21 protein-coding genes and 1 tRNA gene are annotated in these 22,260 nt (G+C 64.1%); 14 read left to right on the forward strand and 8 right to left on the reverse strand.

Going from position 1 to position 22,260, the window contains the following annotated elements; genetic code table 11:
• Window positions 1–18 precede the first annotated feature (18 nt).
• The 3 genes from GGR38_RS19185 to purC form a co-directional block, all read right to left on the reverse strand.
• Window positions 19–1,209 (reverse strand): efflux RND transporter periplasmic adaptor subunit, encoded by a 1,191-nt coding sequence (locus GGR38_RS19185; protein WP_246405036.1) that lies wholly within the window; start codon window positions 1,207–1,209, stop codon window positions 19–21.
• 160 nt (window positions 1,210–1,369) lie between these two features.
• A complete protein-coding gene (locus tag GGR38_RS19190) occupies window positions 1,370–4,327 on the reverse strand; it encodes a M16 family metallopeptidase (RefSeq protein ID WP_183627756.1) in 2,958 nt (985 codons plus the stop codon).
• 236 nt (window positions 4,328–4,563) lie between these two features.
• Window positions 4,564–5,343, reverse strand: a complete 780-nt coding sequence (gene purC, locus GGR38_RS19195; protein WP_183627758.1) for a phosphoribosylaminoimidazolesuccinocarboxamide synthase — start codon at window positions 5,341–5,343, stop codon at window positions 4,564–4,566.
• 310 nt (window positions 5,344–5,653) lie between these two features.
• On the opposite strand from purC, the gene GGR38_RS19200 reads away from it, so the two are divergent.
• Genes GGR38_RS19200 through GGR38_RS19250 form a run of 11 tightly spaced genes read left to right on the forward strand, consistent with a single transcriptional unit; the run spans window position 5,654 to window position 15,657 of the window.
• On the forward strand, window positions 5,654–5,944 hold the full coding sequence (locus GGR38_RS19200; RefSeq protein WP_281379461.1) for a TrbC/VirB2 family protein: 291 nt from the start codon (window positions 5,654–5,656) through the stop codon (window positions 5,942–5,944).
• Complete coding sequence (locus tag GGR38_RS19205; protein WP_183627760.1) at window positions 5,941–6,252, forward strand: VirB3 family type IV secretion system protein; 312 nt, start codon at window positions 5,941–5,943, stop codon at window positions 6,250–6,252. The genes GGR38_RS19200 and GGR38_RS19205 overlap by 4 nt, the downstream gene beginning before the upstream one ends.
• Window positions 6,225–8,555 carry a VirB4 family type IV secretion/conjugal transfer ATPase gene (locus GGR38_RS19210; RefSeq protein WP_425497073.1) on the forward strand — a complete coding sequence of 777 codons (2,331 nt, stop codon included), beginning with the start codon at window positions 6,225–6,227 and terminating at the stop codon, window positions 8,553–8,555. Before GGR38_RS19205 ends, GGR38_RS19210 begins: the two co-directional genes overlap by 28 nt.
• Complete coding sequence (locus GGR38_RS19215; protein ID WP_183627764.1) at window positions 8,552–9,727, forward strand: TrbL/VirB6 family protein; 1,176 nt, start codon at window positions 8,552–8,554, stop codon at window positions 9,725–9,727. Before GGR38_RS19210 ends, GGR38_RS19215 begins: the two co-directional genes overlap by 4 nt.
• Complete coding sequence (locus GGR38_RS19220; RefSeq protein ID WP_183627766.1) at window positions 9,724–10,554, forward strand: VirB8 family type IV secretion system protein; 831 nt, start codon at window positions 9,724–9,726, stop codon at window positions 10,552–10,554. Before GGR38_RS19215 ends, GGR38_RS19220 begins: the two co-directional genes overlap by 4 nt.
• A complete protein-coding gene (locus GGR38_RS19225; RefSeq protein WP_183627768.1) occupies window positions 10,551–11,225 on the forward strand; it encodes a TrbG/VirB9 family P-type conjugative transfer protein in 675 nt (224 codons plus the stop codon). The genes GGR38_RS19220 and GGR38_RS19225 overlap by 4 nt, the downstream gene beginning before the upstream one ends.
• Window positions 11,222–12,238, forward strand: a complete 1,017-nt coding sequence (locus GGR38_RS19230; protein ID WP_183627770.1) for a TrbI/VirB10 family protein — start codon at window positions 11,222–11,224, stop codon at window positions 12,236–12,238. Before GGR38_RS19225 ends, GGR38_RS19230 begins: the two co-directional genes overlap by 4 nt.
• Window positions 12,238–13,200, forward strand: a complete 963-nt coding sequence (gene virB11 / locus GGR38_RS19235; protein WP_183627772.1) for a P-type DNA transfer ATPase VirB11 — start codon at window positions 12,238–12,240, stop codon at window positions 13,198–13,200. Before GGR38_RS19230 ends, virB11 begins: the two co-directional genes overlap by 1 nt.
• A complete protein-coding gene (locus GGR38_RS19240; protein ID WP_183627774.1) occupies window positions 13,197–13,925 on the forward strand; it encodes a sulfotransferase family protein in 729 nt (242 codons plus the stop codon). Before virB11 ends, GGR38_RS19240 begins: the two co-directional genes overlap by 4 nt.
• A 15-nt stretch (window positions 13,926–13,940) precedes the next feature.
• Window positions 13,941–14,528, forward strand: a complete 588-nt coding sequence (locus GGR38_RS19245; protein WP_183627775.1) for a TetR family transcriptional regulator — start codon at window positions 13,941–13,943, stop codon at window positions 14,526–14,528.
• 10 nt (window positions 14,529–14,538) lie between these two features.
• The gene (locus GGR38_RS19250; RefSeq protein ID WP_183627777.1) at window positions 14,539–15,657 is read left to right on the forward strand and encodes an aminotransferase class I/II-fold pyridoxal phosphate-dependent enzyme; all 1,119 of its coding nucleotides are present in this window, start codon (window positions 14,539–14,541) and stop codon (window positions 15,655–15,657) included.
• 262 nt (window positions 15,658–15,919) lie between these two features.
• Here the strand turns inward: GGR38_RS19250 and accC are convergent, their stop codons facing one another.
• The 5 genes from accC to GGR38_RS19275 form a co-directional block, all read right to left on the reverse strand.
• Window positions 15,920–17,263 (reverse strand): acetyl-CoA carboxylase biotin carboxylase subunit, encoded by a 1,344-nt coding sequence (gene accC, locus GGR38_RS19255; protein WP_183627779.1) that lies wholly within the window; start codon window positions 17,261–17,263, stop codon window positions 15,920–15,922.
• A gap of 7 nt (window positions 17,264–17,270) precedes the next feature.
• The gene (accB, locus tag GGR38_RS19260) at window positions 17,271–17,777 is read right to left on the reverse strand and encodes an acetyl-CoA carboxylase biotin carboxyl carrier protein (protein ID WP_246405039.1); all 507 of its coding nucleotides are present in this window, start codon (window positions 17,775–17,777) and stop codon (window positions 17,271–17,273) included.
• A gap of 147 nt (window positions 17,778–17,924) precedes the next feature.
• Window positions 17,925–18,359, reverse strand: coding sequence for a type II 3-dehydroquinate dehydratase (gene aroQ, locus GGR38_RS19265; protein ID WP_183627781.1), 435 nt, complete (start codon window positions 18,357–18,359; stop codon window positions 17,925–17,927).
• Window positions 18,360–18,454: 95 nt separating this feature from the next.
• Window positions 18,455–18,745: a 3TM-type holin gene (locus GGR38_RS19270; RefSeq protein ID WP_183627783.1), complete on the reverse strand. Its 291-nt coding sequence runs from the start codon at window positions 18,743–18,745 to the stop codon at window positions 18,455–18,457.
• 117 nt (window positions 18,746–18,862) lie between these two features.
• Window positions 18,863–18,939, reverse strand: a tRNA-Pro gene (locus GGR38_RS19275).
• A gap of 298 nt (window positions 18,940–19,237) precedes the next feature.
• Here GGR38_RS19275 and yajC point away from each other — a divergent pair.
• From yajC to secF, 3 genes are all read left to right on the forward strand, one after another.
• A complete protein-coding gene (gene yajC / locus GGR38_RS19280) occupies window positions 19,238–19,573 on the forward strand; it encodes a preprotein translocase subunit YajC (protein WP_343059175.1) in 336 nt (111 codons plus the stop codon).
• A 113-nt stretch (window positions 19,574–19,686) separates the two neighbouring features.
• Complete coding sequence (gene secD, locus GGR38_RS19285) at window positions 19,687–21,261, forward strand: protein translocase subunit SecD (RefSeq protein ID WP_183627785.1); 1,575 nt, start codon at window positions 19,687–19,689, stop codon at window positions 21,259–21,261.
• A 15-nt stretch (window positions 21,262–21,276) separates the two neighbouring features.
• Window positions 21,277–22,233 (forward strand): protein translocase subunit SecF, encoded by a 957-nt coding sequence (gene secF, locus GGR38_RS19290; RefSeq protein WP_183627787.1) that lies wholly within the window; start codon window positions 21,277–21,279, stop codon window positions 22,231–22,233.
• Window positions 22,234–22,260: the final 27 nt, after the last annotated feature.

The raw sequence follows: 22,260 nt of genomic DNA on the forward strand, positions 1-22,260 counted from the left end.
GACGCTTTTTCCCGTCTCTTACTTTGCTGAGGGCTTTTGGGGTGAGGACTTGTCGTGGGCCTTGATGCCCTGCGGCGTGCTGTCTGGCACGGCGATCACGACCTGACCCGGACGGATCTTGCCAAGGCCCTGTGTGATCAGCTTGTCGCCGGGTTTCAGGCCATCGGTGACCACCCATTGATCGCCGATCGTGCGGTCGGCGGTCACCTTGCGGATTTCCGCCTTGTTGCCCGTGCCCAGCACCATCACCGTGGCGCCCCCGCGCGGATCGCGGCTCAATGCGCCCTGCGGCACCATCACGACCTTGCTCTGTTTGCCCTGCGACACGCGGGTGCGCACAAACAGGCCGGGCAGCAGCGTGCCATCGGGATTGGCGAATTTGGCGCGCAGCGCGACCGTTCCGGTGGTGGTGTCGACCGTCACTTCGGAAAATTCCAGAGTGCCCGGAATCGGATATTCGCTGCCGTCTTCAAGAATCAGCTTGACCTTGCCGACTTCCTTGATGCCGCCATCGGCAAATTCCTTGCGCAGCTTCATCAGGCTGGCGCTGCTCTGCTGAATATCGACATAGATCGGGTCCAGCGTCGAGATCACCGAAAGCGGATCGGTCTGGTTTGCCGTCACCAGCGCACCCTCGGTATAGAGCGAGCGGCCGATGCGGCCTGTGATCGGCGCGGGAACGGTGGTAAAGCGCAGGTTGACCTTGGCGCTGGCCAGAGCGGCGCGATATTGCGCGACCGAGGCGGCGCTGGTGCGCGCGGCGGCAGCGGCGTCGGTGTAGTCCTGCTGGGCCACGGCCTGATCCTGCGCCAATGGTTTGTAGCGGTCGGCCTTGACCTTGGCGGCCTCGGCGCTGGCCTGCGCGCTGACCAGATTGGCGGCGGCCTGATCGGCGGCGGCGCGATAGACGCTCGGGTCGATCTGATACAGCGGCTGGCCCTGATGCACCAGTTGGCCTTCGGTAAACAGGCGGCGCATCAGCACGCCCGACACCTGCGGGCGGACCTGACCCTGACGGAAGGGCGCGGTGCGGCCCGGCAGCTCGATTTCGAGCGGAACATCGGTCAGCGTGACCTGCGAAAAGCCGACCTGCGGGGTCTTTTTGTCGCGTTGCGGGGCGCCCGAACACGCGGACAGCGCCAGCGCAAGGCTGACAGCCAGCATGGCAGGCCCACCCGCAAGGGAGGCAAGGCGACGGCTATGAAACATGAAAGGCCCCCGGTACTGATACAATCGTTCTATAGCTTGCGGCTTTCCGGTCACACGCCGCAAACGTCAAGGGTGCCAAAGGAGCAGAATGTCGGAAAAAGGGTAATTATTTGTCGCAAGGCGTACGCTTTTTGGCTCACTTTCCCGCCATTCATGAAAATTATGACCCGGCTCCATCAGCGCGGGAAACAAAAACGCCCTCATGCGTTGTGACCGGCTGCGCTGTTTGAGACGGCCCTTGCGGAATGTCCGAAGGGGGGGCGGGAAGGACTGTGATCCGCACCGCATCACGCGCGCTCAGATAGCGCCGGGCAAGAGCCTGTACGGCCTCGGGCGTAACGGCGCGCAGCCTTTCGGCGGCATGGACCTGCCGCTCGATCTGATCCGGCTCGCTCTGCGCCAGCGCGACAATGCCCAGCCAGCCGCCATTGGTGTGGAGCGTGTTGTCGATGGTTTCCAGCAAGGGCTGGCGCGCGCGCAGCATCAGATCGTCCGAAGGCGGCGTTTTGGCCAGCGCCGCCACCGCCTCGTCAATCGCCTGCTTGGCCATATCCACGCTGCCCACATCGACCGAGGCGGACACCGCGAAAGTGCCGTAATCGCGCCACACGCGGCTCAGATCGCTGCTGGCGCTGGGCGAATAAGAACGGCCCAGTTTCTGGCGCAGCGTCTCGGTCAACTGGATACGTAGCACGCGCTGCAGCATGTTGAACACCTGCTTTTCCGCCGGGTCGCGATCATCGCGCGTGGGCCAGACGTCATAGATCAGCGCCTGATCCGCCGGCCCGGTATGGGTGAGCGCGCGATCCCCCCGCTGCGTGGTGAAGGGCCGCTTGCGCTGGTCATCATATTTGCGAAACTCGGCCTCGCGCGTCGGCAATGCGCCAAAGGTGCGCCCCACATCGGCAATCGCGGCCTCTTCGTCCAGATCGCCCACCAGGCCGATCTCGATGGCGCCATGTTGCAAACGCTCGGTGATGTCGCGCTTCAACTTGGCAAAGGTCAGGCCGCGATAGGCGCTGACGGGTTGCAGCGTAAAGCGCGGATCATTGTCCGACAGAATGCCCCCGATCGAGCTTTGCAGCGCGCTGCCCGGCGTGGCGCGCAGGCGCAGGAACATCGTGTTGGCATTCTGGTGAAAGATGTTCTCACCCTCCTGCCGATAGCCCGGATCGGTGATCAGCGCGGCCATCATCTGAAGCTGAAGCAGCAGATCCTTGGGCCGGGTGCCCGCCGAAGCGTTGAAACTGTCGCCCGTCGCCGTCAGGCCAAGGCTGACGATATGGCCCGCGGTCAGCGACTGCATCTCGTCCAGCGTATGTTTGCCAAGCCCGCCCGTACCCATCATCGCGGTCATTTCCACCGCCAGCGGATTGTCGCTGGTGGCCAGCATCTGGCCCCCGTCAATCGCCATATGCACCAGCACCGATTGCCGCGAAAGCGTGGTGCGCTTCAGGTTCAGCCGGACGCCATTGGCAAAGCGGATCTGGCGGATGCCGAAATTGGGCTCGCGCTTGTCCTCGACCACGCGGCCCGGCGCGCCGAAATCGGTATAGGCAAAGGGTGCGGGCGGCGGCTCCATGATCGTGGGCAGGGGGGTGGTCGACGCCTCGTTCCAGGCGGTGCGGATGGCCTCGGCCCCGCCTTCGGGCGCGCGCCGTCCGGTAAAGCGGATCAGCGGATTGTCGAGCGTGGCCATATCGGCCTTGACCGCAGCCAGCACGAGTTGTGGCGTCAGTCCCGCCGTCTGCGCCTTGAGGAAAGCCATGTTGGTCGCCGGATCGGAGGGGATCGCGCCCCCGCGCAACATGCCCAGCGCCGCATTGGCCAGCGCCACGCTGCCCTGTGTTTCGGCCCGCGCCGCCGCTGTTTCGGCCAGACTGTTCAGCACCGCCACCTGTTCGTCGATTTCGCGCTGGGTAAAGCCCTGCTCCATCGCGCGGCGCACTTCGGTGGTCGCGGCGGTCAGGGCACGGCGCCAGCGCCCGTCGATCGAATCGACGTTGATCGCCGTATCGCGTCCGGCGTGGAAAATATCATTTGTGCCGAATTGCGCGGCGCGGAAAGGCGGATCGAGCCGCCGCGCAAGCCGCTGGAGCCGCCGGTTGATGATCGCATAGCCCACCGTAGTGGCCAGACTTTTGCGGCGGTTGGCCCATGTGTCGGGCTCGTCGCGCCATGCGCTGCGCCGGGTGATGGTGATATGTTCGGACAGCGAAGGGTCGAGATAGACCGAATTGCGCCCGGTATCGGCCCCGTCAATTGGCCCTGCCGAAGGTTGCGGCGTGGCTGGGGATGGCGCCCAATCGCCAAAGCGGGCGCGGATTTCAGCCTCGACGGCGGCGACATCGAAATCGCCTACCATCACCAGCACCGCCTTTTCGGGCACATAATTGCGCCGCCAGAACGCGCGCAGCGTCTCGGCCGTGGCCCCGCCCAGCGTTTCCTCGGTGCCGATGGGGCTGCGTTGCAGATAGCGCGATTTGGGATCGACAAAGGCGTAGCGGTCCTGCGCCTCGCGATACTGCCAATTGTTGCGGTCGCGCTTTTCCGACAGGATCACGCCGCGCTCATTGCTCACGCTCTCGGGCGAAATGGTCAGTTCGCCCGCCGTTTCCCGCATCAGCATCAGCGCCGTGTCGATCAGATCGGGCGTGTTGCGAGGCAGGTCGAGATGATAGGTCGTCGTTTCATAGGTGGTGAAGGCGTTGGTATGCGCGCCAAAGGCCAGCCCCTTGCGTTCGAGCAGGCGCACCATCTCGCCCTGCGCCACATGGGTGCTGCCCTGAAACGCCATATGTTCGACGAAATGGGCAAAGCCGCGCTCACTTTCACCTTCGTCCAGCGAGCCGACATCAAAGCGCATCCGCACCGCGATTTCGTTCTTGGGCGTTTCATTGTGGCGCAGGATATAGCGCATCCCATTGGCCAGCCGCCCGAAGCGATAGGCCGGATCGGGCGTGATATCGCTCTTTTGAAATGTCCAGACCGCCGGGACGGCCTGATGCGCCGCGTGCGCCGCCGCCGGCCCTGTCCTTGCCTCGATATGCGAGGCGAGCGGCAGGAGCGCGACTCCCAAAAGGGCGGTCAGAACAAGGCGATGACGAGGCTGCTTCATGACGCCATGCTAAAAGGGATTGGCGTGCAGGGAAAGCGGACATTTGTCGCGGGCAAGGCCTGTCGGTGGCGCGCGCAAGGCGTATTTGTACTAATGCCGCTGTTGGGCGGAGATGGTCATGCGCCCTGCCGATAAGGCATATTGGTTTCCAGCCAAGCGCTGGGGCTGGGTGGCCGATTAACAAAGAGGCGCCTCCATCGCTGGAGACGCCTTTTTGTTTGGCTTGAGCGCCCGGCTTACTTGCCGCGCAGCTTGCGATGGTGGTTCAGGTCCAGCACCTCGCTCGGCCCGTCATTGTCGAGCAGGCCCAGACGGCGCGCGACTTCCTGATAGGCTTCTTCTTCGCCGCCCAGATCCTGACGGAAGCGGTCCTTGTCCAGCTTCTCGCCCGAGGTCATGTCCCACAGACGGCAGCCGTCGGGGCTGATTTCGTCGGCCAGGATCACGCGGCTGTAATCGCCATCCCAGATGCGGCCGAATTCGAGCTTGAAGTCGATCAGGCGGATGTTGATCGCCGCAAACATGCCGCACATGAAATCGTTGATGCGGATGGCCATGCTGGAAATGTCCTGCATTTCCTCGTTGCTGGCCCAGCCGAAGCAGGCGATGTGCTCTTCAGCGATCATCGGATCGCCCAGCGCATCGTCCTTGTAATAATATTCGATCAGCGTGTGGGGCAGCGGCTCACCCTCGGCAATGCCAAGGCGCTTGGAAATCGAACCCGCGGCCACATTGCGCACGACCACCTCGATCGGCACGATTTCGCACTGGCGCACCAGCTGTTCGCGCATGTTCAGGCGGCGGATGAAATGGGTCGGGATGCCGATATGGTTCAGGCGGGTGAACACATATTCGCTGATGCGATTGTTGATCACGCCCTTGCCGTTGATCGTGCCCTTTTTGAGCGCGTTGAAAGCGGTGGCATCATCCTTGAAATATTGGATGATCGTGCCCGGCTCGGGACCTTCGTAAAGGATCTTGGCCTTGCCTTCATAGATCTGACGGCGACGCGACATGGGCTTTCCCCTAATTCCTGACTGGATCGGCGATACATGCCTTTGGCGCCCAGCGCCGCCAAAAGGCAAGCCCCGGAATGCAGAACACACGGCAAAACTACCGCCAGACTCCGGGAAAGGGCGGGCCTTTAACCGAAGCGGGGCCCGGCATCAACCTTTGTCCGACATGCTTTGTCGAGATTGAAGGATATGTCTGGCGCATTTAGGTAAAAAATCGGATTGGAAACCGATGCAATCCGCGTTGCGCGGGGGGCGGCCCGTTTTTAGCCTCATGAGCATGAAACAGGATCTGCTCCCCTATTATCGCCGGATGGCCGGGCTTTTGATGGCGCTTTGGGCCGTTCCCACCTGGGCTCAGGCTTACGGCGTTACCGATCCGGCGGGCTCCGGCCCCATCGTCGGCGCGTTGCGCTGGGTTCAGGGGACGCTGATGGGCTCGGTGGCCACGGTGGCCGCCGTGGTCGCCGTGGCGGTGGTGGGCATGATGATGCTGACCGGGCGGATTAACTGGCGATACGGGGCCAGCGTGATCCTTGGCTGCTTCGTCCTGTTCGGCGCAGCCAGCATCGTGGCGGGCATCCAATCGGCGGCGGGTCAATGAGCGGGCGCGGACAGGGCGCGCAGACGACCCCTCTGGCGCGTGATACGCTGTTTGTGGGGCTTACCCGTCCCCAGATGTTTGCGGGCGTCACATGGTCCTTCTTCGTCCTCAATCTGGTGATTTCAACTGAGGCTTTCCTGCTGCTGCGCTCGATCTGGGTGATGGCGCTGGCGCTGGGCGTGCATGGGCTGGGGGCGCTTGCCTGCCTGCATGAACCGCGCCGGTTCGATCTCTGGATGACCCGCGCGATGCGCTGTCCGCGCGTGCGCCATTACCGGTTCTGGCAATGCAATTCCTATCGGCCGTAAAGGCGCCCGATTATGCCGGAGAGGCGGCGGCGGGCGCGCATCTGCCCTATTCGCATCTGGTCGATGATGCCACGCTGGCGCTGCGCGATGGATCACTGGCGCAGGTGATCAGGATCGACGGGTTGATGTTCGAAACCGCCGATGGCGATACGCTGAACTATCGCAAGGACATGCGCGAGGCGATGCTGCGCGCGATCGGCTCCTCGCGCTTTGCCCTCTATCACCACATCCTGCGCCGCCGGGTAGAGCCGGAACTGGAGGGAACTTTCCCTGACGCCTTCAGCGCGGGGCTGAATGCGGCATGGCGCGAAAGGCTGGCGGCGCGGCGGCTCTATGCCAATGACCTGTTCATCTCCGTGATCCGCCGCCCGGCGCGGGCGCGGCGCCTGTGGGGCCGCGCGCAGGGGCCGGAAATGGCTGGCGAATTACGCGCGCTGGAGGCGGCTGTGGAGCAGGTGCTGGCCGCGCTGGCCCCCTATGGCGCGCGGCGGCTGGGGGCCTATGACGCGGGCCATGGCGTGTGCAGCGAGCTGCTGGAATTTCTGGGTGCGCTGTTCCATGGTGATATGGCGCCGATGCTGTTGCCCCATGGCGATGTAGGGCATCATCTGCCCCGCGCCCGCGTCTCCTTTGGTCAGGATACGCTGCAAATGGGGCATGGCTTTGGCGCGATTGTCTCGATCAAGGACTATCCGGGCCAGACCACAGCGGGGATGCTCGACGACCTGCTGCGCCTGCCCTTTGCGATGAGCATCAGCCAGAGTTTTGCCTTTGTGGACCGGGGGGAGAGCCTTGGCCGGATGAACCGCGCGCTGCGCCGGATGCGCGCCGCCGATGATGAGGCGATCAGCCTGCGCGAGGAACTGACGCAGGCCAAGGATGAGGTGGCCGCAGGGCGCGCCGGCTTTGGCGAACACCACCTGAGCGTGCAGATTATGGGCGAGGACCAGCGCGAGGTGGATGCGGGCGTGGCCGAGGTGCTGGCGGCGCTGGGCGATCTGGGCATCGTGGCGGTGCGCGAGGATGTGGGGATGGAGCCAGCCTTCTGGGCTCAGTTTCCCGGCAATTTTGTCTATATCACCCGCCGCGCGCTGATCGGATCGGCCAATTTCGCCGCCTTTGCCAGCGGGCATAATTTTCCGCTGGGCCGCGCGCGGGGCAATCCGTGGGGCGATGCGGTGGCCCTGTTCGAAACCACGGCGGCGGGGCCTTATCATTTCAACTTTCACGCCGATGGCGATCTGGGCAATTTCACCGTGATCGGCCCCAGCGGCAGCGGCAAGACCGTCATCACCAATTTCCTGTTGGCGCAGGCCCGCCGCTTTGCCCCGCGCATCGTGCTGTTCGACAAAGATCGCAGCGGGGAAATCTTCATCCGCGCGATGGGCGGCGCCTATGAGGCCCTGCGGCCCGACCGGCCCTCGGGCCTCAATCCGCTGCGCCTGCCCGATACGGCGGGCAACCGGGCGTTTTTGCTCGATTGGCTGGGCTGCCTTGTGGGGGGGCTGCGCGATTCGGCGGAAATGGAGGTGATGCGACAGGCGGTGGAGGCAAACTATCTGGCCCCGCCCGAATTGCGGCGGCTCTGTCATTTTGCCGCTCTGCTGCGTGGCGGCGCGCGACCTACGCCCGATGATCTGGCGGCGCGGCTGCGGCCATGGTGGGGCGCGGGCGAAAACGCATGGCTGTTCGACAATGAGGGGGCGGACAGCCTCGATCTGACGCGCGATGTGGTCGGGATCGACATGACGCTGGTGCTGGACCATCCGGTTTTGCGCACGCCTTTGATGATGGCGCTGTTTCATCGTGTGGACGCCATGCTGGACGGCACGGCCGCGATCATCGTGGTGGATGAGGGGTGGAAGGCGCTGGACGATGACATCTTTGCCGGGCGGTTGCGCGACTGGTTGAAGACCATCCGCAAGCGGGGCGGCATTCTGGGCTTTGTCACGCAAAATGCCGAGGATGCCTTGGCCAGCCGGATCGCCGGGGCGATTGTTGAGCAGACCGCGACCCAGATCTTTACCGCCAACCCCAAGGCGCGGGCGTGCGATTATGTCGATGGCTTTGGCCTGACCCCGCATGAGTTCGAACTCGTGCGTGCGATGCCCGACGCGGCGCGCTGTTTTCTGGTGAAGCAGGGCGGGGAAAGCGTGGTCTTGCGCCTTGCGCTCAACGGCGGGGCGCGCTGGTTGATGGTGCTTTCGGGGCGTGAGGCGCATGTGCGGCGGCTGGATGCCATTCGGGCTGAGGTGGGGGATGATCCGACCCATTGGCTGCCGCGCCTGCTGGGGGACGGATGATGGGTGATTGCGGGGCTTTTGATCCTTCCGGGCCTTATGTGGGCGGGGTGTTGGCGTTGGCTGATTGCCGGGCGCTGGGGCTCGCTCAGGATGGCTGGCGGGTGCTTGGCCAAACCGGGGGCGACGGGGCTTGGTTGACGGCCGCCTTGACGATTGCGGTGGCGTTGATCGGCTATCGGCTGATGCTTGGGCAGGCGCGGGGGCGGGACGGGCTGATGCTGGCGCTGCGCATGGGGGTGGTGCTGGCGCTGACCACGCAATGGCCCGCGTGGGAGGCGGTGGCCTATCGCGTGGGGATCGAGGGGCCGGAGAGCATCGCGCTCTCGGTCATCGGCGCGGATGGTGCGCGCTATGGCATGGCGGCGCGGTTTGACGGGATCGCTGGCGATCTGGACGAGGCCCTGCGTGTGGATGGGGTTCAGACCGCCGAGGACAAGGTGCAACCGGGCGGCCATGTCCTGTCAAGCGAGGCGCGCGGGCAGGTGGCATGGGCCAGCGGTTGGCTGACGGGGGCGGCGCTGGCGGGGCTGATGGCGCCGCGTCTGGTGATCGCGCTGTTGCTGGGGCTGGGGCCGCTGTTTGTGGGCGCCCTGCTGCTGACGGGCGCGCAGGGGTTGTTTGTGGGCTGGCTGCGGGCCTGCGTGGGGGCGATGCTGGCTGCGGTGGCGGGGGCGATGGTGTTGGGGCTGGAACTGGCGGTGATCGGGCCGCAGGTGGCGGGGCTGCTTGGCGCTCTGGGCGGCGATGGGGCCAATGCCATAGCGGGGAGGATTGCCTCGGGGGCTGGGCTGTTTGCGGCTTTGCTGGGGGCGGTGGCTTTGGGGGTGATGCGGGCGGCATGGGCGATACGCTTGCCGCAGGGCGCGGTGGGGGAAACTTTGTCCTCCATCACCCATCGAGAAACAACGGCGCATGAGGCCAGCCGGCACCACACTAAGCAGGCCAGCCCCACTCGAGCACAACATATCGCGCAGGCCACGATGCGCAGCCTGCGCCGCGAGGAAATGCATATCGAACGGACGAGCGAGCGGACGGGCGCAGCATCGACGCTCTTGGGCGCACCTTTGGGGCAAAGCGGCGGCGCGGCGGGGCGGCGGATGCGCCGTGTTTCAGGCGCAGCACAAAATCGGGACAACGCGCCAGCAGCGCAAAACAGAAATGGCGCGGCATGAGCGAGGAAACGCGGATCGCCTATTATCAGCAGGCCGACAGTTGGGCGCGGCAACGTGATACGACCTATGCCCGATCAGCGCGGCGGGCGTGGATCGTGGCGGGCATCGCGGTGGGCGTGGCGGGGCTCGAGGCTCTGGCCATCATCGCGCTGGCGCCGATGAAAACCGTGGTGCCCTATACGTTGCTGGTCGACAGCCATACCGGCTTTACCCAGATGCTGGAGGGCACGCATCCCCAGACGGTGCGCCCCGATGCGGCGCTGACGCAATCGCTGCTCGCGCAATATGTCGTCGCGCGCGAGGCCTATGACGCCGCCACGATTGAGGAGCAATATCGCAAGGTTGCGCTGTGGTCTGCCGATGCGGCGCGGCGCGATTATCTGGCGCTGATGCAGGCGGACAATCCGCAGGGGCCGATCAGCCTCTATGGTCGGAGCAAGGCTCTGCGCGTGGGGGTGGAGAGCGTGACGTCGATGGGCGCGGGACAGGCGATGGTGCGCTATTGGGCGGATCGGGCGGATGGGCGCGATTATTGGGTGGCGCTGGTGCATTACCGCTTTTCCGGCGCGCCGCAGCGGATCGAGGATCGGTGGATCAACCCGCTGGGCTTTCAGGTTTTCGCCTATCGCCGGGATCAGGAGGCGCCGCCGGTTGCGCCAGTTGCCGCGCCGGTTGCGCCGCGGCCCGTGGCCTTGGCCCCTGCGGAAATGGCGCGGGATGTTGCGCCCACGGCGACACAGGTGGCGCAGCCGCGGCCCTATCCTTTCCGCAATCCCCGACGCGCCCTGTCGCCCCAGATCGTTCAGCCGGGCGGGGGTGAGCCATGATGCGGCGGCCGTGTGTCCTGCTGCTCGCTCTAGCCCTGATGGCGCCCGCGCCTGCGATGGCCGAAATCACGCCGCGCGCGGGCGGCGGCGATCCCCATGTGCAGACCGTGCCCTATGACCCGGATGAAGTTGTGGCGCTGCGCGTGGCGAATGGCTTTGCGCTGACGGTGCGCTTTGGCGCGGATGAGCGGATCGAAACGGTGACGCTGGGCGATGGCGCGGGATGGGTGGTGCAGACCAACAAGCGGGCCGACAGCCTGATCATCAAGCCGGTTGGCTATGCGCCGACCACCAATCTGACGGTGCTGAGCGATGCGCGGGCCTATAATTTCACCCTTTATGGCGCGGCGCCGGGTGAAGGGGTTCAGCCCTATCTCCTCAGCTTTACCTATCCCGCGCCGGTGACGGCGGGGCCGGTGACGGCGGGGCGCTATCGGCTGAACGGAGATCGGGCGCTTTGGCCGGTGGAGATTGGCGATGATGGTGCGGTGACGCGGATGCGCTGGGCGCAGGGGTCGGCGATGCCCGCCGTCTATGGCGTGGGAGCAGGGGGGCGGGCGCTGGTCAATGGCGCGATGCGTGATGGGTTCTATGTGGTTGAAGGGGTCTATGCGCGGCTGACCTTCATCGCGGGCCATGCGCGGGCCGAGGGGCGGAGGATCGCGCCATGAGCGGGCGCGACATCCGCCCAAAGGTGGCTCCGCCGCGCGATATGCTGCCCCTGCCGGTGATGCTGGGGGTAGCGGGCGCGCTGGGGCTGGGCCTGTTCGTGTGGATGGAGGGGCAAAGGAAAGCGCCGCCCGATCCGCAGGCGCAGGTTATGCTGAGCGTGCCGCCGCCGCCTTTGGGACTGCCGGTTGATCGGGCTCCGGTGGTGGGGCCGCGCCCGGTGGTGTTGCGGCGGACCGCGCCATCGCTTCCGCCTGCTTTGCCGCCGGTCGCCTATTTTCCTCCCGCGGCGGCTTTCCCGGCGCCTGTCTATGCGCCGCCCGCGCCGGTTCGCCCATTGGCCAATCGGGATTCTGCGCTGGTGATCGACAATACGGCGGGCGCGGGGGCGGCGGTTCAGGGCGCAAAGCCCGAAAGTTCCGCACCGGTCGATGACACCGCCCATGCCACCATGATCCGCAGCCGCGCCAGCACGATTCCCCAGGGGACGATTATGGCCGCCACGCTGGAAACGCCGCTCAATTCCGACCGGCCCGGTTTGGCCCGCGCAATCATCAGCGCCGATGTGCGCGGGTTTGACGGCACGCGCGTGCTGATCCCGCGCGGCAGCCGGTTGATCGGCGAGTTCAAGGCCGACAGCAGCGCGGGCAAGCGGCGGGTGATGGTGGTGTGGAACCGGCTGATCCGGCCCGATGGGGTGGCGATCCGGATCGCCTCGCCCGCCACGGATGCGATGGGCGGGGCGGGTGTTGCCGGGCGGGTGGATACCCATGCCATCGAAAGGCTGGGCAGCGCAGTGCTGCAATCGGCGTTGACGCTGGGGGTCAATGTCGCCACGGCCGAGGTCAGCCGGGGCGGCACCTCGGTCTATCTGGGCGGCGCGGGGCAAAGTCTGGGGCAGCAATTGGTGCCTTCGGTTAATCGCCCTGCCACGGTGAAGGTAAGCGAGGGGGCGGTGATTGCGGTGCTGGTCGCGCATGATCTGGATTTCGCCGGAACGCCGGGGGTGCGCTGATGCTGACGGCATGGCTGGCGCCGTTTGCGCCCTTTCTGGCACAGGGGGATGTGACCGATATTTTCGTCAACCGGCCCGGAGAGATCTGGGTGGAACGAATGGGCGGGGGGATGGAATGCCATGTCCTGCCCGAGGTGGATGAGGCGCGGCTGTGGCTGATCGCGCGGGGTGTGGCGGGGATCAGCCATCAGGGGATCAGCCGCGAGCATCCGCTGATGGCCGCTACCTTGCCCGGTGGCGCGCGGGTTCAGGTGGTGGCCCCGCCCGCCGCGCGCGCAGGGATGGCGATTGCGATCCGCAAGCATGTGGTGGTCGATCTGGGGCTGGACGATCTGGGCGCGCAGGGGATGTTTGACGGGGCGCAGTTTCGGCAGGGGATGGCGCCGCCTGCGCCTGTGCCAACGCCGGTGGATGGGCAGGGGATGGGCGACTATCTGGCCGCGATGGTGCGTGAGAGGCGCAACATTCTGATTTCGGGCGGAACATCGAGCGGAAAGACAACTTTGCTCAACGCCCTGATCCGGGAAATTCCGCGTGGGGAGCGGTTGGTGACGATTGAGGATACGCCCGAATTGAGTGTGCCTCATACCAACGCAGTGGGCCTGCTGGCAGTGCGCGGCGCGATGGGGGAGGCGCAGGTGGGGGTGGAGGATCTGTTGCAGGCATCGCTGCGTATGCGGCCAGACCGGATCATGCTGGGCGAGTTGCGGGGGCGGGAGGCCTATAGTTTCCTGCGCGCGGTCAACACCGGCCATCCCGGTTCGATGACCACAATCCATGCTGACAGCCCGGAGGGCGCGATTGAGCAATTGGCGCTGATCGTGCTGCAGGCCGGTTTGGGTCTGGGGCGGGGGGATATTGTGAATTATGCGCGATCAGTGGTCGATGTGGTGGTGCAGATGGAGCGGCGCGATGGCGTGCGGCGGGTCAGCAGGATTGTCACAACGCGGGGGCAGGGATGAGCCGCATCGACCTGTTCATTGCAGGCGGGCAGAAATGCGGGACGACCAGCCTGCACGCCTATCTGGCGGAACATCCGGGGTTCTGTGCCGGGCCGAAGGAATTGCATTTCTTTGACGACGAGGGCGTGGATTGGGCGCGGCACGACTATGCCGCCTATGAGGCGCGGTTTGACGGACCGGGGATGCGCGTCGATGCCACGCCGATCTATGGTTTCTGGCCCGGCGCGCTGGAGCGGATCGCGCGATACAATCCGGCGGCGCGGCTGATTTTTCTGCGGCGCGATCCGGTGGAGCGGGCATGGTCGCAATGGTGCATGGAATATGCGCGGGGGGATGAGGCGATGCCATTCGCCCGCGCCATCCGCGAAGAACGCAGCCGGATCGCGACGGGAGAGACGGGGATGCGCCATCATTCCTATGTCGAGCGGGGCGCCTATGGGATGCAGGCGGCGCGGGCCATGGCGCTGTTTCCCCGGCGGCAATTGCTGTTTATCGAAAGCGCGGAATTGGCGCGCGATCATGCGGGCGTGTTGGCGCGGGTAGCGGCTTTTGTCGGGGTGGGGCCGTTTGGCGCGGTGTCGCCTTTGCGGCGTAATGCGCGGGCGGATGTGGATTATCCCGCCTCGCCCGATGCAGCGGATCGGGCCTACATTATGGAGAGGCTGTCCCATGATCGTGTGTTGTTTGAAAGGTTGACCGGGATTGGCGGCGCGCGCGCGGTTTGATAGGGCTGGCCGTGCATGGCCGAAGACACCCCAGCCCAAACCCGCGCGCGCCTGTTGCTGGCGGCTGAAACGCTTGTTGTGGGCGAGGGTGTTCATGCCCTTTCCGTGCGGCGGATTGCCGGGGCGGCGGGGGCCAATTCGGCGTTGATCCGCTATCATTTCGGGGGCACAGACGGGTTGCTGCGCGAATTGGCGCTGCGCAATGGGGCGATGATTGCCGAGGAGCGAGCCGACTGGCTGGCGCGCGGTGATGGGTTTGAGGCCAGCGTCGATGCGCTGATCCAGCCTTTATGGGCTCAAGCGGCTATGAGCGGGGATTATCGCGCCATCGTGGTTCTGGATGAGATTTTTTCGCGCGCCGTGCCTGCGCTGCATGACGAGATATGGGCGATGTTTGCCGATGGCGTGGCGCAGGTAAAGGCGCGATTGGCTGCTGCTTTGCCGGGGGTGGATGAGGCGACGTTGGGCTGGCGGATTCGGTTCGTTACGGCCGCCGCATTGGATGTGCCGCCGCGCGATGCAAGGCGCGAGGGGCGCGAAAGCCGGGATGAAAGGCTGATGCAGTTTCGCCGCTTTGCGCTGCACGCCCTGGGGGATTTGTGAGCGGGGATCTATGAGCCAGACGACGATTTTTGAAGTGATGTCGGGGCTTTGCCGCGAACTGGGCGCGATCAATCTGGGGCAGGGTTTTCCGGATATGGAGGAGCCGCCAGAGGTGATCGGCGCGGCGCAGCGGGCCTTGGTGGAGCGCAGCAACCAATATCCGCCGATGCGCGGCCTGCCCGAATTGCGCGGGGCGGTGGCGGGAATGTATGGCGTTTCGGCGGCGGAGGTGATCGTGACCTCGGGCGCGACCGAGGCACTGGCCAGTGCGATTTTGGCGCTGGTGCGGCCCGGTGACGAGGTGATCTGCGTTCAACCCTTGTATGACGCCTATTTGCCGCTGGTGGCGCGGGCGGGGGGCGTGGCGCGGCTGGTTAATCTGCGGCCTCCGGCGTGGAGCCTCGATCTGGACGAACTGGCGGAGGCGATTACAGATAAGACGCGGCTGATTATCCTCAACACACCCAATAACCCTACCGGCACGGTGCTGGATCGCGCGACGCTGGAGGGGATCGGCGCACTGGCGCAGCGGCATGGGATCTATGTGCTGTCGGACGAGGTGTGGGAGGCGACGGTGCTGGATGGCAGCAAGCCGCTTTCGGTGCTGGATATTCCGTCCCTGCGCGAAAGGTCGGTGAAGGTTGGCTCGGCGGGCAAGATCTTTTCGTTGACCGGGTGGAAGATCGGTTGGGCCGTGGCCGCGCCCGAACTGGCCGAGCGCGTTGCGGCCAGCCATCAGTTCATCACCTTTACAACCCCCACCCCGCTGCAATGGGCGGTGGCCGAGGGACTGGCGCTGGGCGAGGCTTGGTTTGCCGCGCACCGCGCACGCTATGTCGAGAGCAAGGCGCGGCTTGTGAGCGGGCTGACGCAGGCCGGGTTCTGTGTGTTGCCTTGTGCGGGGACGTGGTTTGTGACGGTTGATCTGGCGGCTTCGGGTCTGCCTGCGCAGGATGAGCTTTTGGCGCAGCGCTTGGTCCGCGAGGCGGGGGTGGGGTCGATCCCGGTGTCGGCCTTCTATGCCGATCGGCCTGAACGGGGCTATCTGCGCCTGTGTCATGCCAAGCGGGGCGAGACGTTGGATCAGGCGGTGGAGAGATTGGCGGGATTTAGAGCGGGGTTTGTTTAGGTAAGGGTGCCTCCGGCGGGCAAAGGGCGGGGCCCTTTGCAATCCCGTTACTGTCTAGGTTGCGCCAACGGATCAACATTGCCCGAGATGGCCGCGCTGCAGGCTATTGAACCGCTTCGCGCAATCAGCGCGATGCCCGCAAACCAAACGCCTCATTAAAGGGATTGCAAAGGGTCGAGACCCTTTGCCCGCCGGAGGCACAAAAAAGACCGGCGAGAAGTCTCCTCCCCACCGGCCTCTTCTTCCGATAACTCAAAGAATATCAGCGATTAGCCAACCATTCCTCAAGCCATTTGATCGTGTAATTGCCGGTCTTGAAGTCATCCACGTCCAGCAGCGCCTGATGGAGCGGGATGTTCGTCTTCGGCCCGGTGATCGCCATTTCCTCAAGCGCGCGCTTGAGGCGAAGGATCGCGCCCTCGCGGGTGCGGCCATAGACGATCAGCTTGGCGATCATCGAATCGTAGTAGGGCGGAATGCGATAGCCGGCATAGAGCCCGCTATCGACGCGCACATGCAGGCCGCCCGCCGCGTGGAAATTCTCCACCAGCCCCGGCGATGGAGCGAAGGTGAAGGGATCTTCGGCGTTGATGCGGCATTCGATGGCATGGCCACGGAATTCCAGCTCGTCTTGCTTCACCGACAGCGGCAGGCCATCGGCGATGCGGATCTGTTCACGCACGAGATCGACGCCGGTGATCGCTTCGGTAACGGGATGTTCCACCTGCAGGCGGGTGTTCATCTCGATGAAGTAGAACTCACCGTTTTCCCAGAGGAATTCGATCGTGCCCGCGCCGCGATAGCCCATGTCGGCCATGGCCTTGGCCACGATACCGCCCATGCGTTCGCGTTCTTCTGAACCGATGACCGGCGAGGGGGCTTCTTCCAGCACCTTCTGGTGGCGGCGCTGCAGCGAGCAGTCGCGTTCGCCCAGATGGATCGCCTGGCCATTGCCGTCGCCAAACACTTGAAATTCGATGTGGCGCGGGTTGCCCAGATACTTCTCGATATAGACCGTGGCGTCGCCAAAGGCGGCCTTGGCCTCGCTGCCTGCCTGCTGCATCAGCGTTTCGAGCTCGTCCGGTCCGGTGCAGACCTTCATGCCGCGTCCGCCGCCGCCGCTGGCCGCCTTGATGATGACCGGATAGCCAACATCTTCCGCGATCAGCTTGGCGTCCTCGATTTCCGAGACCGCGCCGTCAGAGCCCGGCACCAGCGGCAGACCGAGCGCGCCAGCGGTGCGCTTGGCCTCGACCTTGTCGCCCATGGTGCGGATATGTTCGGGCTTGGGCCCGATCCAGATCAGGCCATGCGCCTCGACGATTTCGGCAAAGCGGGCGTTTTCCGACAGGAAGCCGTAGCCCGGGTGGATCGCATCGGCGCCGGTGATTTCCGCCGCGCTGATGATCGCCGCCACGTTCAGATAGCTGTCCTTGGCCGCGGGCGGGCCGATGCAGACCGCATGGTCGGCCAGCCGCACATGCATCGCATCGGCATCCGCCGTCGAATGCACAGCCACCGTTTCGATGCCCATTTCCCGCGCCGCGCGATGGATGCGCAGAGCGATTTCGCCGCGATTGGCGATCAGGATGCGTTTGATGGCCATAATTCTATCAGCCGATCACAACCAGCGGCTGGTCAAATTCGACCGGCTGCCCGTTTTCGATGCTGATCGCCTTGATCGTGCCGGCCACAGGCGCGGTGATCGGGTTCATCACCTTCATCGCTTCAACGATCAGCAGGGTTTCGCCTGCCTTGACCGCCTTGCCGATGGAGATGAAATCGGGCGCGCCGGGTTCGGGCGCCAGATAGGCGGTGCCGACCATCGGCGATTTGACCTGCGTGCCTTCGACCACGGCAGGAGCGGCCGGAGCCGGGGCCGCCGCCGCAGCAGCCGCAACGGGCGCAGCTGCAGGAGCCAGAGGCAGCGCGGGCGCATAGGCAGGAGCCGCAGGCGCAACAGTGATGTTGCGCGCAACGCGGATCTTGCGGCCGCCATCGGCCACTTCGATTTCGGTCAGGCCCGTATCGCCCAGCAGAACCGCCAGTTCGCGCACCAGCGCTGCATCGACGTTCATGCCGGATTGGATGTCGCGGCCCGTTTCAGTTTTGTCGCCCATGAAATACCCCTTGGCGATGGATTATCAGGCTTGGCCCCTATCCCTCTGGCAAAGGACAGGCAAGGGGAAAGCGGTTGTTTACCACCGCCAAGCCACAGGTAAGCCCGGAATTCCGACGATTTTACCGCTATTTTACGGCATCACCGCTTACACGATCAGCGCCGCATCCAGCGCGATCAGATAGGATTTCGCGCCAAAACCGGCGATGGTGCCCTTGGCTGCCATGCCGATATAGCTTTTATGGCGAAATTCCTCGCGCGTGTGGGGGTTGGACAGGTGGACCTCGATCACGGGCAACTGGATCGCCTTGATCGCGTCATGCAGCGCAACCGACGTATGTGTATACGCGCCTGCATTGAGCAGCACCGCCTTGGCGCCGGTGGCGCGGGCCTCGTGCAGCCAGTCGACCAGATCGCCTTCATGGTTCGACTGGCGGCAATCCACGGCAACGCCAAGCTCCGCCGCCCGCGCGGCCAGGCTGGCGTCAATATCGGCCAGCGTGTCGCGGCCATAGATTTCCGGCTCACGCGTGCCCAGCAGATTGAGATTGGGACCGTTGAGGACGAAGATGGTCGTTGCCATGGAAATGTCTGCCTGAAACTGTTTGCGTTGCAGGCGTCATACTATGTCGCGTGAAGCGGGCAAGGTTCAGCGGTCGGTTCCCGCCACTTTACTGGTTAGCGGTCCGTTCCGGCCACTTTGCCCCATTGGCGCGCGGCGGTATAACCCAGATATCCGGTGCCGAACAAAGCATAGAGCCCATCGGGCAGGCTGTTGAGCCAAAGCTTGACGCCATTGGTGATAGCCGTCGCCACCGGTGCGCTGATCGCCGAGAGCAGGCCCATCGGCAGGCTGAGCAGGATCATGCCATACATGAGATAGAGAAAGCTGGGCCGGGCGCGACTTATATAGCGGTCGTGACAGGCTGCTTCGATCTGGGCGGCGGGGGCATCGGCTGATTCGGGCATGGTTGCTCTCCTGTTAAGGAGGGTGATAACCAAATCGGTTTTCGTAGGAAAATTGCACCAGCTTCGGGCAACAAAAAAAGCGACCGCCCGATGGGCAATCGCCTTTTTGAAACCAATTGGTCGGGACGAGAGGATTCGAACCTCCGACCCCCACACCCCCAGTGTGATGCGCTACCAGGCTGCGCTACGTCCCGACCTTGGTTGTTTCCGGTGGGGCGTTGCCCTGCCGGAGGCGCGCCTATAGGAGGGCTTATTCGGCATGGCAATCATCTTTTTGCATTTTTCTGGCAATTTTTTTGCCTTGCTGATGAGGGTTTGAATCAAAACCCAGGCATTCCGGGCATTATGGCCGCACACTTCCCGTTACATTGATATGATCCGGATAAGCTGCTAGGCGCTCGGTCACTTCGGGGGAGGCGCGAGAAGGCGGGATTTGTCCTGTCCGCTTGGCCAGATCCCATTCCTGTTATTCCTGCGCAAGGGTGTTTTCCCGTGTCGATCCAAACGCTTTCGCTTCTTTCCGCCGCCGCCGCCGGTGGCCAGCCCCCCGCTTGGCTGCAGTTCCTGCCGCTGGTGCTGATGGGCATTGTCATGTGGTTCCTGTTCCTGCGCCCGCAGATGGCCCAGCAAAAGGCCCAGAAGGCCAAGCTGGAAGGCATCAAGAAGAACGACATGGTGATTACCGCCGGTGGCCTGCTGGCCAAGGTGGTCAAGGCCGACGACGATTATCTCGAACTGGAAATCGCCCCCAACACCCGCGTGCGCGCGGTGCGGGCGACGATTTCGGACGTGGTGATGCCCGGCACCGGCAAGCCCGCCAACGACTGACATCATAGGCGCCCCGTGCTTGAACGTGCATCGGGGCGTTCTTATGTGCGCTGCTCTGGCCCGCGCCCAATCCATGGGCGGGCCGCTTTTCATTTCTAGAGCCGGATGAACCCATGCTCGATTTTCCCCGCTGGAAACAGCTTTGGTACTGGGCGCTTACGCTGCTTTGCGTGGCCGCCGCCGTGCCTTCGATAGTGTCATGGGCCGGGGGCAACTGGCCCTCCTCGCTGCCCAATCCCAAGATCAACCTTGGCCTCGACCTTGCCGGCGGCAGCCACCTGTTGCTCGAAGCCAATGCCGATCAGGTGGTTTCGCAGCGCCTTGAAGGCAAGGAAGAAGAAGTGCGCGCCGCCCTGAAGAAGGCCGGCAACGTGCATTATGGCGACATTTCCACCAAGGGCGGTGTGCTGTCCTTTATGGTGGCCAGCAACGCCGAGGTCGATGCCGCGCGCGAAGTGCTGGTGCCGCTGACCACGGGCGCGGGGCTTTCGGGCAAGCGTGACTGGGACATTCAGGTGGTCGACACCACCCGTTTCGTGCTGACGCCGACCAAGGAAGGCATTGCCGACGCCATTGACAAGGCGATGGAAACCGCCACCGAAGTGGTGCGCAAGCGTATCGACGCCATGGGCACGCGCGAACCGACCATCATCCGTCAGGGTGCAGATCGCATCGTGGTGCAGGTTCCCGGCCTGTCCGATCCGGCGGCTTTGAAGGCCCTGCTGGGCCAGACCGCCAAGCTGGAATTCAAGCTGGTGGATCAGAACGGCATGGCGGGCGGCGTTGCGGCCCCAGGCGATGAAATTGTGCCCTTTGCCAATGGGCAGGGCGCGATTGCGGTCAAGCGCCTGGGCGGCATCAAGGGCGATCGCCTGACCAATGCCACGCAGAGCTTCAGCCAGCACAACGAGGCGGTCGTTTCGATCACCTTCGACAATCAGGGCGGCGAACAATTCGCCCGCCTGACCAGCCAGAATGTCGGCAAGCCTTTTGCGATCATTCTGGACGGCAAGGTACTCTCGGCCCCCAACATCAACGAACCGATCATGGGCGGCAGCGCCCAGATTTCGGGCAGCTTTACCGTGGAAAGCGCGAACCAACTGGCGATTGCACTGCGTTCGGGCGCGCTGCCGGTGGACCTGAAGGTGGTTGAGGAACGCACGGTCGGTCCCGACCTTGGCGCCGATTCGATCCACAAGGGCATGATCGCCATGGTGGTCGGCACGGCGCTGGTGGTGATCTTCATGGCCGTCACCTATGGCCGCTTCGGCATCTATGCCAATACGGCGGTGATCCTCAACGTGCTTATGATCCTTGGCATCATGGCGGTGTTCAACACCACGCTGACGCTGCCCGGCATCGCCGGTTTCGTGCTGACCATCGGCGCGGCGGTCGACGCCAACGTGCTGATCAACGAGCGCATCCGCGAAGAGCGGCGGCGCGGGCGCAAGGTCGTGCAATCGGTCGAGCTGGGCTATAAAGAGGCAAGCCGCACCATCTTTGACGCCAACATCACCCATATCATTGCGGCGGTGTTGATGTTCGAATTCGGCTCCGGCCCGATCAAGGGTTTTGCCGTGGTGTTGATGATCGGTATTGCGACCTCGGTGTTCACCGCCGTTTTCCTCACCCGCATGTGGGTGGCGGGCTGGCTGCGCCGCGCGCGCCCGTCCGACCTGCATATCTGATAGGGGTGATTTTCCATGCGTTTGCTTAAACTCGTCCCTGACAACACCAATCTCCACTTTTTGAAGTGGCAGTGGCCGACCACGATCATCTCTGTCCTGCTGATGCTGGGCAGTTGGACGCTGATGTTCACCCACGGGCTGAACATGGGCGTGGACTTTGTGGGCGGCCAGATGATCCGCGTGACCTTTACGCAAAGCCCGACCGCGCCGATCGCGCAATTGCGCGGCGAGGTCGAAACACTGGGCTATGGCGAACCGATCATCCAGACCTTTGGCAAGCCCAACGAGATCTCGATCCGCCTGCGCCTGCCCGAAGGGTCGGACAAGGATGCGGCTCTGGCCGATGCGATGGCCAAGAAGATTACCGCCAACATCAAGCAGAACCATGCCGACGCGCGCGTCGATGGGGTCGATTCGGTGTCGGGCAAGGTCTCGAAGGAATTGGGCTGGACCGCGTTCAAGGCGCTGGGCTTTGCCAGCCTCGCGATCTCGATCTTCATCTGGTATCGCTTTGAATGGCAATTCGGCGTCGGCGCTCTGGTCAGCCTTGTACATGACGTTTCGCTGGTGCTGGGCCTGTTTGCTGTGACACAGATGGAGTTCGACCTGACCATCGTGGCGGCGATCCTGACGGTGATCGGCTATTCACTCAACGATACGATCGTGGTCTATGACCGCATCCGCGAGAACCTGAAGAAGTTCCGCAAGATGCCGCTGGAAGAATTGCTCGACTTGTCGGTGAATGAAACGCTGGCGCGCACCGTGGTGACCTCGGGCACGATGCTGATCACGCTGATCGCGCTGCTGCTGCTGGGGCCCAAGGTGATCTTCGGCTTCTCGGCGGCGCTGATCCTGGGGATTTTCGTCTGCACCTATTCCTCGATCTATGCCGCAGCCCCGATGCTGATCTGGCTCAAGGTCAACCCGACCAGCTTTGTGCCGGGTGAGGGGAGCAAGGATGAGGCGCCTTAAATAAATTTGCCTACGGCGGGCAAAGGG

Source organism: Novosphingobium sediminicola (assembly GCF_014196525.1).
Lineage (GTDB): Bacteria > Pseudomonadota > Alphaproteobacteria > Sphingomonadales > Sphingomonadaceae > Novosphingobium > Novosphingobium sediminicola.